Raw genomic sequence first — 14066 nt, forward strand, 5'->3', positions numbered from 1 at the left:
ATGTATCAGGACAACGCGCGACCACCCGTCCAGGCCACGGCCTCCGACACGGCAAGCCATGGCATTTCATGGCGGAACGCGGCAACTGAGTCCGTATTGTCCCGAATTGACCCACCCTCACCCGACAACTCGCCGTGTACGCCGAGTAACTGCGGGTACTGTCGTGGCGACGCGGCGACCCTCCCCCGAGGCCGTCGCGACCGCGCCGGTACGACCTCGGAGTTCAGCATGGCAGCCACGCGGATCGGCGAGCCCCGTCCGGCGTACGTCCCCAACCAGGCGATGCGGGAACTGCGCGGCGACCTCTCACCGAGGGAGTTCGCCACGCTGGTCCGCCGCGCCGCCCGGGAGATCGGCGAGCACGTGTCGTGCGACGCGCGCTACATCGGCCGGGTGGAGTCCGGCGAGATCCGCTGCCCCAACTACGCCTACCAGCGAGTGTTCCGGCACATGTGGCCGACCAAGTCGATGACGGACCTCGGGTTCGCCCGCCGCAAGGCGGTCCCCCGTGCACCGAAGGCCGCGCCGAACACCGCCCCGACCGCACCAACCGCACCAACCGCACCAACCGCACCAACGCACGCAGAACCGGCAAGGACAGGGACCGCAGAAACGGCCGTCGAGCAGTCGGCCGCCCGCCCCACCACGAGCACATCCACGCACCAACCCATCCATCCGGCCGCCCGGCCCGCCACCCCGGCGGGCCCGTCGGACCGGTCGCATCGGTCTGACGAGGAGAGCGACGACGTGCTTCGCCGTACGTTCCTGAACGGTGCCCCTGCTGCGGTGGCGGCCGCGCTCGGTGTGGATCGCCTGCCCGCCGCTTCACCCCCGTCCGCGGCCCCGCCGCTGCCCGCCAACCCGCTGGTCCCGGAGCGCCACCGGGTCGGCACCGCCGAGGTGCGCGGCGTCGAGGATGCGGTCCGCAACATCCGGCTGCTGGACGACGTGCACGGCGCGGACAACCTGTTCGAGCTGGCCGGCCAGTCGCTGCGCAGCGCCTACGTGCTGCTCAACGACGGCCAGTACAACGCCGCCACCGAGCGCCGCCTGCAGTGCGGCGCGGGCGAACTCGCCATCTCGGTCGGCTGGTTGGCGCACGACTCGAACCGGATGCTGGACGCCAGGTCGTTCTACTCGGAGGCGCTGGCGACGGCCCGGATGGCGCAGGACGCGGGCCTGGAGGCGCACGTGTTCAGCAACAGCTCCTTCCTGGCGCGGGAGGCCGGCCACCCCCGGGAGGCGCTGCGGGCCGCCCAGGCCGGGCAGGCCGCGGCGGTGGGGCTGGGCTCGGACCGGCTGAAGTCGCTGCTGGCGCTGCGCGAGGCCAACGGCTGGGCCCTGCTCGGCGACCGGGGGGCCTGCCGGCAGGCGTTGAAGCGGGCGTACACGCTGTTCGACCGGGGGCCGCAGGACGCCGATCCGGAGTGGATGTCCTTCTTCGGGGAGGCGGAGCTGGCCGGTCAGGAGGCGCAGTGCTGGTCGGCGCTCGGCGACTGGAAGCTGGCGAGCACCCGGGCCGAGCAGGCGGTGGAGCTCCAGTTGCCGCACTTCGTCCGCAACCGGGCACTGTACCTTGCCGAGTTGGCGCACGACCGGCTGGGCCGGGGCGATCTGGCGGGCGCGGCACTGCAGGGCTCGGAGGCGGTGGCGATGTTCGACCAGGTCCGTTCGGCGCGGATCCGCGGCATGCTGGCGCACACCGCGGACCGTCTGCGCGGGCACTCCTCCGTGGCGGAGGTGCGGGAGTTCCTGGAGGGCTACGACGGCACGGTCGCAGCCTGACCCTCCGCCACCACGGGCAGGGCCTAAGCCTGTTCGAGGTGGCTGTGGTCGTTCCAGATCTCGACGGCGGGCAGTCCGTACTCCCAGGACAGCACGGAGAGTGCGGCGGTGCCGAGCTTGAAGCGCTGCGCGTACTCGGGGGCGAGGCCCAGCCAGCGGGCGGTGAGGATGCGCAGCAGGTGGCCGTGGGCGAACAGCACGATGTCGCAGTCGGCGCAGTGCATGGTGGTGGTGTCGGCGTCGGGGACGCCGTGCCGTTCGTTGAGTTCGGCGAGGAAGGCGTCGACCCGGGCGGCCACCTCGGAGAGCTTCTCGCCGCCGGGCACGCCGTCGCGCCAGATCAGCCAGCCGGGCCGGTCGGTGGCGCGGATGTCGGCGCCGGTGCGGCCTTCGTACTGGCCGTAGTCCCACTCCAGCAGTTCGGGGCGTTCGACGGCGCGGTCGCCGAAGCCGGCGAGTTCGGCGGTCTCGCGGGCGCGGGAGAGCGGGCTGGTGTAGACGGTCGCGTCGGGCAGGCCGTTCCAGGGGGCGCGGCCGAGGCGTTCGCCGAGGGCGCGGGCCATGGCGCGGCCTTCGTCGGTGAGCGGGATGTCGGTGCGGCCGGTGTGCCGGCCGGTGGCCGACCAGTCGGTCTCGCCGTGGCGGACCAGCACGATACGGGCGGGCATGGGGGGCTACCTCGTTCGAAGGGTCTCGAAGGGGCTCGAAGGGTGTCCCGGAGGGTGTCCCGAGGGTCTTCGAGGACTGCGGTGCACGGGCCGCTCCGTCGCGGACCACCGGCCCATGATCCCCCACCGGGGTCGCCGGATCGAGCGGCGGGCTCCGCTTTGTCGGCGTCGGATGCGAGACTGGGCCGCACCATGAACGTCTCGCACTTGGGGCAGGCTTCCCCTTCGCTGCGGCGGCTCTCCGAGCTGCGCGGTGCCGCGCCGCAGCGCAGTCTCGACGCCCGGGCCCTTGCCGCTCTCGCCGCCAATCCCGGATGCCGCCGCCGCGCGCTGCTGGACGCCGCGGGGGTGGACAAGACCGCGTTGGCCGACCGTCTGGGCCGGCCTGCGCCGTTCGGCCAGTCGCCGTTCGCGATCCGCCGCGGCCTGCAGTTCGAGTCCCGGTTGAAGCGGGACGGCTACGCGGTGCTGATGGAGCCGCTGCGCCGGCTGCTGGGGGTGCCGGAGGACGAGGTGGCCTCGTTGGCGGTGCCGGATCTGCTGCCGTCGCTGTCCCCGGCGATGCGCACGGAGCGGACGTCGGCGGCGCTGGCCGAGGCGGCCGCCGATCCGTCGGCGTGGACGCTGCTGGACCGTCCGATGCTGCGCCTGGAGGTGGCGGGCAGCCCGGCGTACCTGGAGCCGGACGCGCTGGTGGTGCACGGCGGCCGGTGCACCGTGGTGGAGATCAAGTCCTTTCCGGTGCTGGACGGGTCGGCCGATCCGGCGAAGGTCGGCGCGGCGGCCCGGCAGGCCGCGGTGTACGTGCTGGCGTTGCAGCAGGCGGCGGCCCGGGCGGCGGGGCGCGAGCCGTCCGCCGATCCGTACGCGGAGCAGGACCTGCCGGGTGCGCCGGAGTTGACGGTGCTGCTGGTCTGCCCGAAGGACTTCTCCAACCGCCCGGTCGCGATGCCGGTCGATGTGCGGCGCGAACTGTCCACCACTCGGCGGCAGTTGTCCCGGATGACCAAGGTGGAGCAGTTGCTCGCGGCGCTGCCGGAGGGTATGACGTTCGACCTGGCGCGGGACGACTCGGGCGCGCCGACCCGTCCGGTCGAGGAGTTGACGCGGGCGGTGGAGGCGGTGCCGGCGGCGTACGGTCCGGAGTGCATCTCGACCTGCGAGCTGGGGTTCCACTGCCGGGCGCAGGCCCGGTGTGCGGGCGCGGTGGAGCAATTGGGTCGCGGGGTGCGCGGGGAGCTGGGTTCGCTGCGCACGGTGGAGGCGGCGTTGGCGGCGGCCGGGCGTGGCGCCGAGCCGGGGGTGGAGCCGGCGCTGCTGGCGGAGTTGGGCCTGGACGAGGCGTCCGAGCGGTTGGCGTACGCGGCGCGGCTGCGGGCGGAGGCGTTGGCGGCCGGGGGCGTGCGGTGAGTCTGTTGTCCACGTTGGCGCGGCTGGAGGCGGTGCGCGGTCAGCGGGCGGAGCCGCTGGCGACGGTGCGGCACCGTCATCTGTCGGACCGCCCGATGGTGCTGGTGCCGTTGGCGGCGGCGGGTGAGGCGGGTGCGCCGCTGGCGGTGCTGCTGGGCACGGACCGGGACGCGCCGCGGCTGCATCTGGTGCCGCAGCCGCTGAACCGTACGCAGCGTTCGGAGTTCCTGGCGGCGATGGCGGCGGACGTGGTGCCGTACCTGGAGTCGTTCGGCGAGCAGGTGGAGCTGCTGGAGGGTTCGGAGAAGGACCCGGTGAGCGGCGAGAAGCTGCCGGTGGTGCGGGAGTTGTGCGCGGACGCGCCGCAGTTGGTGGTGCCGAACGCGGCGGGGGTGGCGCATCTGGCGCTGCTGGGCCGTTCGACCCGGTTCCGTCGTACGGCGGAGGATCCGGATCCGGGCGAGTACCCGGCGCCGACGCAGGTGCCGCTGCTGGGGCGGTGGTTGACGCATCTGACGGACCGGGCGCAGGTGCCGGGTTCGTCGATGCTGCTGTCGATGACGGGTCTGTTGGCGCGGCACTGGGCGACCGGGCAGTCGAACCTGGAGGACCAGCATCTGGCGGCCCGGATGGCCTGGCATCTGTCGCCGTCGGGTCTGGAGCCGCCGGCGACGGGGGCGGTGGCGGCGGAGTGGGTGGAGTCGGCGCGCGACGCGGAGGGCCTGCTGGTGCATCCGCCGGCCGGTCCGTCGACGGATCCGAAGTTCGACGAGCGGGTGCTGGCACCGGCGATCCTGCGGTACGACGCGGCGGTCGCGGTGCGGGTGCGGGCCGAGGGCTCGCGGGACGCGGCGGAGTCGGAGCGGGCGGCGGGGCTGGTCGAGCGGGCGCGGGCGGAGTTGGCCCGGGTGCTGCTGGCGGCGGCGCTGCCGACCTGGCACGACGTGTGGCACGGCCTGGAGCTGCTGCGCGAGCTGCCGCCGGCGGATCATCTGCCGGACCGCTGGGAGGGCGACCGCTGGTCGTTCACCATGCACCGGGACCGGGTGGCGGCGGGCGAGCCGCCGCAGCCGCGCCGGGACGACGCGGTGACGGCGGCCCGCAAGCTGGCGCAGCGCGAGCGGGAGCAGGCGAAGCTGGAGATCCAGGAGGCGCTGGACGACCCGTTGGCGATGGCGGAGCGCCGTTTGGCGGGCGAGGCGTTCGCCGGCGAGGTGGTGGACGTGGTGCCGGAGTGGTCGGCGGGCCGTTCGCCGAAGCCGCGTCCGCTGCTGGTGGTGCGGACGGGCGACCGTCCGCACGCGGATCCGGGCCGGGAGGTGTACCGGGCGCACGCGGAGCCGGCGCAGCGGGCGGAGATCGTGTCGGCGGAGTCGGGCGAGGTGGTGGTGCGGCTGCTGTCGGGGATGGGGCGGCGGAAGGACCCGGAGCCGGGCAGTGTGCCGGAGGTGGGCAGCCGGGTGGTGTTCACGCTGTTCGAGTTGGCGCCGCGCCAGTCGGCGCCGTTGCCGGAGCCGGCGGACACTCCGTGGACGCACGGCGGCCCGCCGGTGGTCGGCGAGGATTCACCGGCCGGTGCGGACGAGTGGGAATGACGTGCGGATGAGTTTCTCTGGAGAGCTGGTGCCCAACCCCCTGGACGCTGCTGGCGCGTTGCCGCCGGGCGAGGCGGCGGACCGGGCCGTGGCGGGGATCCTGGACGCGGTGGTGCGGCCGCGTCCGGGTGCGCCGCGCGGGGTGGTGGTGGATTCGCCGCCGGGCGCGGGCAAGTCGACGCTGGTGGTGCGGGCGGCCCGGGAGCTGGTGGATGCGGGCGAGCGGCTGATGATCGTCGCGCAGACCAACAGCCAGGTGGACGACCTGGTGGACCGGTTGGCGTCGAAGGCCCCGGAGATGTCGATCGGCCGGCTGCACGCGAGCGATGCGAAGCCGGCGCCGGAGGCGTTGCGGCATGCGAACGTCACGGCGAAGGACAAGGTCGCGGACCTGCTGGAGCAGGACGTGGTGATCTCCACGGCGGCGAAGTGGCAGTGGGTGAAGGCCGAGCAGCCGTGGCGGCAGGCGATCGTCGACGAGGCGTACCAGATGCGGTCGGACGCGCTGCTGGCGGTGGCCCGGCTGTTCGAGCGGGCGCTGTTCGTGGGTGATCCGGGGCAGTTGGACCCGTTCACGGTGGTGGGCACGGACCAGTGGGCGGGCCTGTCGTACGACCCGTCGAGTTCGGCGGTGGTGACGCTGCTGGCGCACAATCCGGCGATCCGGCCGCACCGGTTGCCGGTGTCGTGGCGGCTGCCGGCGTCGGCGGCGCCGTTGATCTCCTCGGCGTTCTACCCGTACACGCCGTTCCGTTCGGGCACCGGCCCGGGTGAGCGGACGCTGCGTCCGGGGGTGCGGGCGGACGGTTCGGCGGTGGACACGGCGATCGACGAGGCGGCGGAGAGCGGTTGGGCGTTGCTGGAGCTGCCGGCCCGGCACACGGTGCGGACGGACGCGCAGGCGGTGGCGGCGGTGGCGCAGACGGTGCGGCGGTTGCTGGACCGGGAGTTGACGGCGGTCTCGGAGCAGGGTTCGGCGCCGTTGACGGCGGGCCGGGTGGCGGTGGGGACGGCGCACCGGGACCAGGCGGCGGCGGTGCGGGCGGAGCTGGCGCGGCTGGGGGTGCCGGTGGATCCGGCGCTGGGCGAGGCGGTGACGGTGGACACCGCGAACCGCTTGCAGGGCCGGGAGTACGACGTGACGGTGGTGCTGCATCCGTTGTCGGGGCGTCCGGATGCGACGGCGTTCCATCTGGAGACGGGCCGGCTGTGCGTGCTGGCGTCGCGGCACCGGCATGCGTGCATCGTGGTGGCGCGGGCGGGCATCGCGGAGCTGTTGGACGAGCATCCGTCGACGGAGCCGGTGCAGCTGGGGGTGGCGGTGAAGTTCCCGGACGGTTGGGAGGCGAACCACGCGGTGCTGGCGCGCCTGTCGGAGCACCGGGTGCGCCTGTCCTGATGCGCCCCGGCGCGTGTCGGTCGGCGTGCGCCGGTGGCAGGGAATAGCAGCCGGGGGCGCACCGTTCCGCTACCTGCGGTCGGCGCGCGACAATGGACGGCGGCCGTCTTCCCCTTCACCACCCCCGGAGGTGCCCCGCCATGCCCGACTCGCACCCGCAGGCGTCCGACCAGAGCGGTGCGCCGTCTCCGGCTGCCGTACCGGCCGTGCCGGGGCCTGGCGATCGGGGGCGCCGGATCCGCCCGGCCCAGTTGATCTTCGAACCGGAGGGCACGGAGCCCGAGCCGGAGCGTTTCTTCGACCTGGAGTCGATCGCCGACCCGTCTCGACTGCTGTCGCGTTCCACCGAGTTGGCGTTGGCGTTCCGCGCCGCGGCGGAGCGGGCCACGGACTTCCAGGCGATCGCGGCGGCCCAGCTCGCCGATCCGCGCCGCTTCGACGCGCTGTCGGCCGAGCAGATCGCCGAGCGCGCCGAATGGACGCCCGACTACGCGCTGAAGATGGTCGAGTACGGCCGTACGCTGCAGCGTCGCCTTCCCGAGGAGTAGGCGGCACCCGGGGCCCACCAGGCCGCTGGCATATGCGGCGGGCGATGGTACGCCCTGACCGCCGCCGGTGTCCGGTGAACGCGGGTTTCGCCGCGGGCCCGCGCGTGGCCGGTCCACGCTGGGCGGGTGGACATCTGGACCTATCAGGCCGTCGAGTACGTCAGCGTCGCCGGAGAGGCGTGGCTGGCCTCCGCCAGCGAGTACCCGAGCAGCATGCGCGCACTGTGGGAGGCCCGTCCGTGGGCGCCCGCCGTCCTCCCGTGCGGCCGGGTCTTCGACGTGATCAGCATGCCCGCGGTGTTCGGCCGCCGGGTGCTCGACGAGCTGTGGGCGTCCGGCCCGGGCTGCGGCCCGGTGGCGGCCTTCCGCGGCCGCACCCTGCTGTTCGTGCAGCCCGGCACGGCGGCCCGGCTGCGCACTCTGCTGGCCTGGGAGGAGTGGGCGCGGGACGTCCCGCCGCTGCTCTGCCACGGCATCGGCGACGCGGTGACCGTCCCCCCGGTCCAGCGGGCCGTGGACTCCGCCGACACCGCCGGCGGCCGCTGGATCGTCGCCCCGGACACCCGCGAGCCCTGGCTGCCGGGCGCGTCCGTGATCCTCTGGGCCGCCGTCCGCGCCGCCCGCGCCCGGGCCCCGCACGAGTCCGGCGACCTGCTGCCGAACCCCTGCTGAACCCCGGGTGCCCGGCCTGCGGCGCTCCGGCCGGAAACGGATTTGGGCTCCGGCCCCGGCCGCTGCTAAAGTCTTCCACGTCAGCAAGCGCCGCTAGCTCAGTTGGTTAGAGCAGCTGACTCTTAATCAGCGGGTCCGGGGTTCGAGTCCCTGGCGGCGCACAGACAGTCGAAGGCCCTCCGCGCGAGCGGGGGGCCTTCGTCGTCTCCGCCGCAGGTCGCCGAGGCCGGGCCAGGTGGGCGTAAAGGGCTGCTAATGTCCCGGTCATGGCGTCCGACGACCTGCATTCCGACTGGGCCGCCTGGCTCGACGCCGAGCTCGCCGAGGCCGAGGCGGCCGCGTTGCGCGCCCATCGGCGCGAGGGGCTCCAGCGGCGGCTGCGGTGGGTGTTCACGTGGACGGGGGCGGTGACGCTGGTGGCCGGCCTGGGGTTCGGGCTGGTGTACACGGCGCAGCACGGCCCGGAGCCGCGTCCGGCGCCGCCGTCCGCTTCGATGGCACCGCCGTCCGCTTCGATGGCGCCGCCCCCGGCGGAGGGCTGATCAGGGCAGCAGGACCACCACGAGTCGGCGTGGTCCGTGGACGCCCTTGACCCGGATCATCTCGATGTCGGCGGTGGCGGACGGCCCGCTGACGAAAGTGAGCGGGCGGGCGGGGTCGAGCACGGCGAGCGCGCCGGGCAGCGCGGAGTGCACCTGTTCGGCGCGGACCACGCACACGTGAAGGTCGGGCAGCAGGGTGGCGGCGCGCCGGCCCTGGCCGGGTCCGCCGTCGAGGACGAGGGTGCCCGATTCGGCGACGGCGGCGGCGCAGGTGGTCAGGACGGCGTCGGTGGCGTCGAGCCGGTCGTTCGTCAGGGGCGGTGCGTCGAACCGCACTTCGCCGTCCCAGCCCGAGGTCCAGCCCTCGGGGAGCCCGGCGGGCGCGACCACGCTGCGGGCGCCGGCGAGTGCCTCCGCCACGGCCGGGCCGGCGTGCTCGGCGTGCAGCACGGTGGCGCCGTACTCCTCCAGCCGTTCGGTGAACAGCGCGAGGACGGCGGGCCGGTCGTGCTCGTCGAGGCCGGGGGCGTGCCGCAGGTGGCGTCGGGGCGGTTCGGGGGCGGGCGGGACGGCGGCGGCGCGGATCCGGCGGAGGATCTCGGTGCGGGCGTCGGTCATTCGGTGGCTCCTTCGGTCCGCTTCCACCAGCCACGGAAGGACTCGCGGGGGATGTCGGGCAGGGCGCGGCTGTCGGTCCAGCCGCCGAGCGGTCCGGGCAGTCGGATCTTGCGGGGCAGCAGCAGCGGGCCGACGACTCCGATGCCCTTCACGGCGGCCTTCCAAGCGGCCTGGTGGGCCATCACGCTGCCGACGGCGCCGAGCGCGGCGCGTTCGACGGGGTGCTGTCCGCCGTCGGCGACCTGGGCGCGCAGGTCGAGCAGGACGTCGGTGAAGCGGATCCGCACCGGGCAGACGTCGTTGCAGGCGCCGCACAGCGTGGAGGCGTACGGCAGGGACGCGGTCTGCGGGTCGTCGAGGCCCTTGAGCAGCGGGTTGAGGATGGCGCCGATCGGCCCGGGGTAGACGGAGCCGTAGGCGTGGCCGCCGGTGCGCTCGTACACGGGGCAGATGTTCATGCAGGCGCCGCAGCGGATGCAGCGCAGGGCCTGCCGGCCGACGGGGTCGGCGAGGGCGCGGGTGCGGCCGTTGTCGACGAGGACGAGGTGGAAGGCCGCGGGGCCGTCGCCGTCCGTGGTGCCGGTCCAGGTGGAGGTGTAGGGGGCCATCCGTTCGCCGGTGGCGTTGCGGGCGAGCAGTTGCAGGAAGACTTCCAGGTCCTGCCAGCGGGGGACGGTCTTCTCGATGCCGACGACGGAGATCAGGGTGTCGGCGAGGGTGAGGCACATCCGGCCGTTGCCCTCGGATTCGACGACGACCAGGGTGCCGGTCTCGGCGACCAGGAAGTTGGCGCCGGAGACGGCGACCTTCGCGCCGAGGAACTTCTCCCGCAGGTGCAGCCGGGCGGCTTCGGCGAGTTCGGCGGGGTCGTCGGTGAGGCCTTCGGGCGCGGGCCGGCCGTGCCGGCCCATCTCGCGGACGAAGATGTCGCGGATCTCGCTGCGGTTGCGGTGCAGCGCGGGTACCACGACGTGCGAGGGCAGGTCGTCGCCGAGTTGGACGATGGTGGCGGCGAGGTCGGTCTCGCGGGCATTGATGCCGGCGGCTTCGAGGGCGGCGTCGAGGCCGATCTCCTCGGTGAGCATCGACTTGACCTTGACGATCTCGGTCTCGCCGGTGGCGCGGACCAGGTCGGTGACGATCCGGTTGGCCTCGGCGGCGTCGCGGGCCCAGTGAACGGTGCCGCCGGCGGCGGTGACCTTCTCCTCGACCTGGAGCAGGTACTCCTCCAGATGGGACAGCACCTGGTCCTTGATCGCGGCGGCGGTGTCCCGCAGCGCCTCCCAGTCGGGGCGTTCGGCGGCCAGCACCGCGCGCTTGCCGCGGATGGTGTGCGTGGCGCGGCGCACGTTCTCCCTCAACTGCCGGTTGCCGACCTCGCGTTCGGCGGCCTCGGGGAACGCGGGCCAGCCCAGGAACGACCTCGTCATCGCACACGCTCCACCACGGGGACGCCGGGCAGCGGCCCGTCCTGTTCGGTCCGGGCCAGGATCTCCGCCAGGTGCAGGGTGCGCACCGGGTCGCCGTCCCTGGTGAGCCGGCCGCCGATGTTCATCAGGCAGGAGTTGTCGACGGCGGCCAGCACGGTCGCCCCGGTCTCCCGCACGTGCCGGGCCTTGTCGCCGTTCATCGCACCGGAGACCGCCGGGTTCTTCACCGAGAAGGTGCCGCCGAAGCCGCAGCACTCGTCCTGGGCGGGCAGTTCGACGAAGTCGATGCCCTGCACGGCGCGCAGCAGCCGGTAGGGGCGCTCCCCCAGCCCGGTGGCGCGCAGGCTGTGGCAGGTCGGGTGGTAGGTGACCCGGTGCGGGAAGTACGCGCCGACCTCGGTGACGCCCAGCCGGTCGGTCAGGTACTCGGTCAACTCGACGACGCGGGGCGCGATGTCGGCGACGGCGCGGGCCAGGCCGGGGTCGTCGGCGGCGACCAGGGGGTAGGCCTCGGCGGGCATTCCGGCGCAGGACGCCGAGGGCACCACGATCTCCTCGTAGTCGCCGAAGGTGTCCACGAAGTGCCGGGCGAGCTTGGCGGTCTCCTTGCGGTAGCCGGTGTTGAAGTGCATCTGCCCGCAGCAGCTCTGGCCGGGCGGGAAGTCGACCTCGACGCCGAGGCGGCGCAGCAGGGTGACGGCGGCGCGGCCGGTGCCGGGGAACAGGGTGTCGCCCAGGCAGGTCACGAACAGGGCGGTTCGGGGGGCGTTCGGAGGCATGCCCGCCATCATAGATGCAAGCATGGATGCAAGACGGGACGCCGTGGCAGAATGGCGTGGTGACCGACGACCAGCCCACCCCCGCCGCCGCGCACACCGAGCCCGCCGCCGCGCACGCCGAGTCGACCGCCGAACGGGCCTACCACCACGTCCGCACCCGGCTGCTCGACGGCTCCTGGCCGGGCGGCACGCTGCTCTCCGAGGGCGTGGTCGCGATCGAGCTGGGCCTGTCCCGCACCCCCGTCCGGGAGGCGTTCCTGCGCCTGCAGTCGGAGGGCTTCCTACGGCTGTACCCCAAGCGCGGCGCGCAGGTCGTCCCGATCGCGCCGGGCGAGGCCCGCAGCGTGCTGGCCGCCCGGGTGCTGTTCGAGCGTGCCGCCGTGGACGCCCTCGCCGAGCGCGGCCCGGACGCCCTGACGGCGGTCGCCGCCGAGCTGCACGCGGCCTGCGAGCACCGCGACCCGCACCCGGTGGAGGCCGGCCGGCACTTCCACCTGACGCTGCTGCGGGCGGCCGGCAACCCCGTCCTGACCTCGCTGTACGAGACCCTGTGGGACCGTCAGATACGCATCTCCGCCGCCGCCACCGCGACGCGCGCGCATGCCGACGAGGACCACGCCGAGCACCGGGCGCTCGCCGACGCCCTCGCCGTCCCGGACCCGGAGCTGGCCCGCGCACTCATCGGCGCGCACGCGGACTCGCTGCTGGCGCGCATCGCTTGACCCCTGGCACGACGAGGGCCCCGGGGGAACGCGGCGTTCCCCCGGGGCCCTCGGCCGTCCGTGCCTACTTGCGGCCGCGCAGCTCGCGGTAGCGGCCGACCAGGGCGGCGGTGGAGGCGTCCAGCGCCTCGCCGCCCTCGCCGGTCAGCAGCACCGGCTCGATCTTCTTGGCGAGGACCTTGCCGAGTTCGACGCCCCACTGGTCGAAGGAGTCGATGTTCCAGATCGCGCCCTGGACGAACACCTTGTGCTCATAGAGGGCGATCAGCTGGCCGAGCACGTGCGGGGTGAGCTCGTCGGCGAGGATGGTGGTGGTCGGGTGGTTGCCGCGGAAGGTCTTGTGCGGGACGAGCTCGGCGGGCACGCCCTCGGCCGCGACCTCCTCGGCGGTCTTGCCGAACGCCAGCGCCTGGGTCTGCGCGAAGAAGTTGGCCATCAGCAGGTCGTGCTGGGCGACCAGGCCGGCCTGCAGGTCGTCGACGGGGCGGGCGAAGCCGAGGAAGTCCGCGGGGATCACCTTGGTGCCCTGGTGCAGCAGCTGGTAGTACGCGTGCTGCCCGTTGGTGCCGGGGGTGCCCCACACCACGGGGCCGGTCTGCCAGTCGACGGGGTGGCCGTCGCGGTCCACCGACTTGCCGTTGGACTCCATGTCGAGCTGCTGGAGATACGCGGTGAACTTCGACAGGTAGTGCGAGTACGGCAGCACGGCGTGCGCCTGAGCGTCGAAGAACGCGCCGTACCAGACCCCGAGCAGGCCCAGCAGCAGCGGGACGTTCTGCTCGGCGGGCGCGGTCCGGAAGTGCTCGTCGACCAGGCGGAAGCCGGCCAGCATCTCCTGGAAGCGCTCGGAGCCGATCGCGATCATCAGCGACAGGCCGATCGCCGAGTCGTACGAGTAGCGGCCGCCCACCCAGTCCCAGAACTCGAACATGTTGGCGGTGTCGATGCCGAAGTCGGCGACGCCCTGTGCGTTGGTGGACAGCGCCACGAAGTGCTTGGCGACGGCCTCCTCGCCCGCGCCGAGCTGCTCCAGCAGCCAACTGCGGGCGGCGACGGCGTTGGTGATGGTCTCGATGGTGGTGAAGGTCTTCGAGGCGACGATGAACAGCGTCTCGGCGGCGTCCAGGTCGCGCACCGCCTCGTGCAGGTCGGCGCCGTCCACGTTGGAGACGAAACGGACCGTCAGGCCGCGGTCGGTGTAGGAGCGCAGCACCTCGTAGGCCATCGCGGGGCCGAGGTCGGAGCCGCCGATGCCGATGTTGACGACGTTGCGGATCCGCTTGCCGGTGTGGCCGGTCCAGACGCCGGAGCGCACCCGCTCGGAGAAGTCGGCCATCTTGTCGAGGACGGCGTGCACGGCGGGGACGACGTTCTCCCCGTCGACCTCGACGACCGCCTCGCGCGGGGCGCGCAGCGCGGTGTGCAGGACGGCGCGGCCCTCGGTGGTGTTGATCTTCTCGCCGCGGAACATGGCGTCGCGCAGCTCGGCGACGCCGGTGGCGGCGGCGAGTTCACGCAGCAGGTCGAGGGTGCGGTCGGTGATCAGGTGCTTCGAGTAGTCGACGAACAGGTCGCCGACCTGGAGGGTGTAGCGGGTGCCCCGGTCGGGGTCGGCGGCGAACAGCTCGCGCAGGTGCTGGTCGCCGAGCTCGGCCCGGTGCTTCCCCAGCGCGGCCCACTGCGGAGTGCGGTCCAGCGGGGTCCGGCCGTTGGCGGTGTTGTCCGACATCGGTTGCTCCTTGCGTCATGCGGGTGCAGATACCGGCTGGTTCCGGCGGGAGGGTGGCGCTGGGGCCGGCGGGGACGGTGCACGAGCCGGCACCGTCGCCGGCCTTGCCCGGCCCAACCCTATTCCCTGCCGGCCGCCCGGCCGGGACATCCGCCCCGCGGTCGACGGA

13 protein-coding genes and 1 tRNA gene are annotated in these 14066 nt (G+C 73.7%); 9 read left to right on the forward strand and 5 right to left on the reverse strand.

All coding sequences use genetic code 11. The features are described 5' to 3' along the window. Positions 1 to 228: 228 nt before the first annotated feature. Positions 229 to 1785: a transcriptional regulator gene (locus AMK19_RS24075; RefSeq protein ID WP_073815197.1), complete on the forward strand. Its 1557-nt coding sequence runs from the start codon at positions 229 to 231 to the stop codon at positions 1783 to 1785. 23 nt (positions 1786 to 1808) lie between these two features. Here the strand turns inward: AMK19_RS24075 and AMK19_RS24080 are convergent, their stop codons facing one another. Next, a complete protein-coding gene (locus AMK19_RS24080; RefSeq protein WP_073815198.1) occupies positions 1809 to 2453 on the reverse strand; it encodes a histidine phosphatase family protein in 645 nt (214 codons plus the stop codon). 192 nt (positions 2454 to 2645) lie between these two features. On the opposite strand from AMK19_RS24080, the gene AMK19_RS24085 reads away from it, so the two are divergent. The 7 genes from AMK19_RS24085 to AMK19_RS24115 all read left to right on the forward strand — a co-directional run bounded on the left by AMK19_RS24085 (position 2646) and on the right by AMK19_RS24115 (position 8619). Continuing rightward, positions 2646 to 3863 (forward strand): hypothetical protein, encoded by a 1218-nt coding sequence (locus AMK19_RS24085; protein ID WP_073815200.1) that lies wholly within the window; start codon positions 2646 to 2648, stop codon positions 3861 to 3863. Then, positions 3860 to 5458 carry a hypothetical protein gene (locus tag AMK19_RS24090; RefSeq protein ID WP_073815202.1) on the forward strand — a complete coding sequence of 533 codons (1599 nt, stop codon included), beginning with the start codon at positions 3860 to 3862 and terminating at the stop codon, positions 5456 to 5458. Before AMK19_RS24085 ends, AMK19_RS24090 begins: the two co-directional genes overlap by 4 nt. A 7-nt stretch (positions 5459 to 5465) precedes the next feature. Next, complete coding sequence (locus tag AMK19_RS24095) at positions 5466 to 6857, forward strand: AAA domain-containing protein (protein WP_073815470.1); 1392 nt, start codon at positions 5466 to 5468, stop codon at positions 6855 to 6857. 140 nt (positions 6858 to 6997) lie between these two features. Continuing rightward, positions 6998 to 7405 carry a hypothetical protein gene (locus tag AMK19_RS24100; RefSeq protein WP_241844552.1) on the forward strand — a complete coding sequence of 136 codons (408 nt, stop codon included), beginning with the start codon at positions 6998 to 7000 and terminating at the stop codon, positions 7403 to 7405. A 126-nt stretch (positions 7406 to 7531) separates the two neighbouring features. Next, entirely contained in the window at positions 7532 to 8077 is a 546-nt protein-coding gene (locus tag AMK19_RS24105) for a bifunctional DNA primase/polymerase (RefSeq protein WP_073815204.1), read from the forward strand. An 87-nt stretch (positions 8078 to 8164) separates the two neighbouring features. Beyond that, positions 8165 to 8238 (forward strand) — tRNA-Lys (locus AMK19_RS24110). A gap of 105 nt (positions 8239 to 8343) precedes the next feature. Next, complete coding sequence (locus AMK19_RS24115) at positions 8344 to 8619, forward strand: hypothetical protein (RefSeq protein WP_073815205.1); 276 nt, start codon at positions 8344 to 8346, stop codon at positions 8617 to 8619. Here the strand turns inward: AMK19_RS24115 and AMK19_RS24120 are convergent, their stop codons facing one another. The 3 genes from AMK19_RS24120 to AMK19_RS24130 are packed head-to-tail and all read right to left on the reverse strand — an operon-like array spanning position 8620 to position 11446. After that, a complete protein-coding gene (locus tag AMK19_RS24120) occupies positions 8620 to 9237 on the reverse strand; it encodes a LutC/YkgG family protein (protein ID WP_073815207.1) in 618 nt (205 codons plus the stop codon). After that, positions 9234 to 10667, reverse strand: a complete 1434-nt coding sequence (locus tag AMK19_RS24125; protein WP_073815208.1) for a lactate utilization protein B — start codon at positions 10665 to 10667, stop codon at positions 9234 to 9236. Before AMK19_RS24125 ends, AMK19_RS24120 begins: the two co-directional genes overlap by 4 nt. Further along, the gene (locus AMK19_RS24130; protein WP_073815210.1) at positions 10664 to 11446 is read right to left on the reverse strand and encodes a (Fe-S)-binding protein; all 783 of its coding nucleotides are present in this window, start codon (positions 11444 to 11446) and stop codon (positions 10664 to 10666) included. Before AMK19_RS24130 ends, AMK19_RS24125 begins: the two co-directional genes overlap by 4 nt. Positions 11447 to 11505: 59 nt before the next feature. On the opposite strand from AMK19_RS24130, the gene AMK19_RS24135 reads away from it, so the two are divergent. Beyond that, positions 11506 to 12168, forward strand: a complete 663-nt coding sequence (locus tag AMK19_RS24135; RefSeq protein WP_073815474.1) for a GntR family transcriptional regulator — start codon at positions 11506 to 11508, stop codon at positions 12166 to 12168. Positions 12169 to 12232: 64 nt separating this feature from the next. Here the strand turns inward: AMK19_RS24135 and pgi are convergent, their stop codons facing one another. Beyond that, positions 12233 to 13897: a glucose-6-phosphate isomerase gene (pgi, locus tag AMK19_RS24140; RefSeq protein ID WP_073815211.1), complete on the reverse strand. Its 1665-nt coding sequence runs from the start codon at positions 13895 to 13897 to the stop codon at positions 12233 to 12235. Positions 13898 to 14066: the final 169 nt, after the last annotated feature.

The sequence above is a fragment of the Kitasatospora sp. CB01950 genome (assembly GCF_001905465.1).
Taxonomy (GTDB): domain Bacteria; phylum Actinomycetota; class Actinomycetes; order Streptomycetales; family Streptomycetaceae; genus Kitasatospora.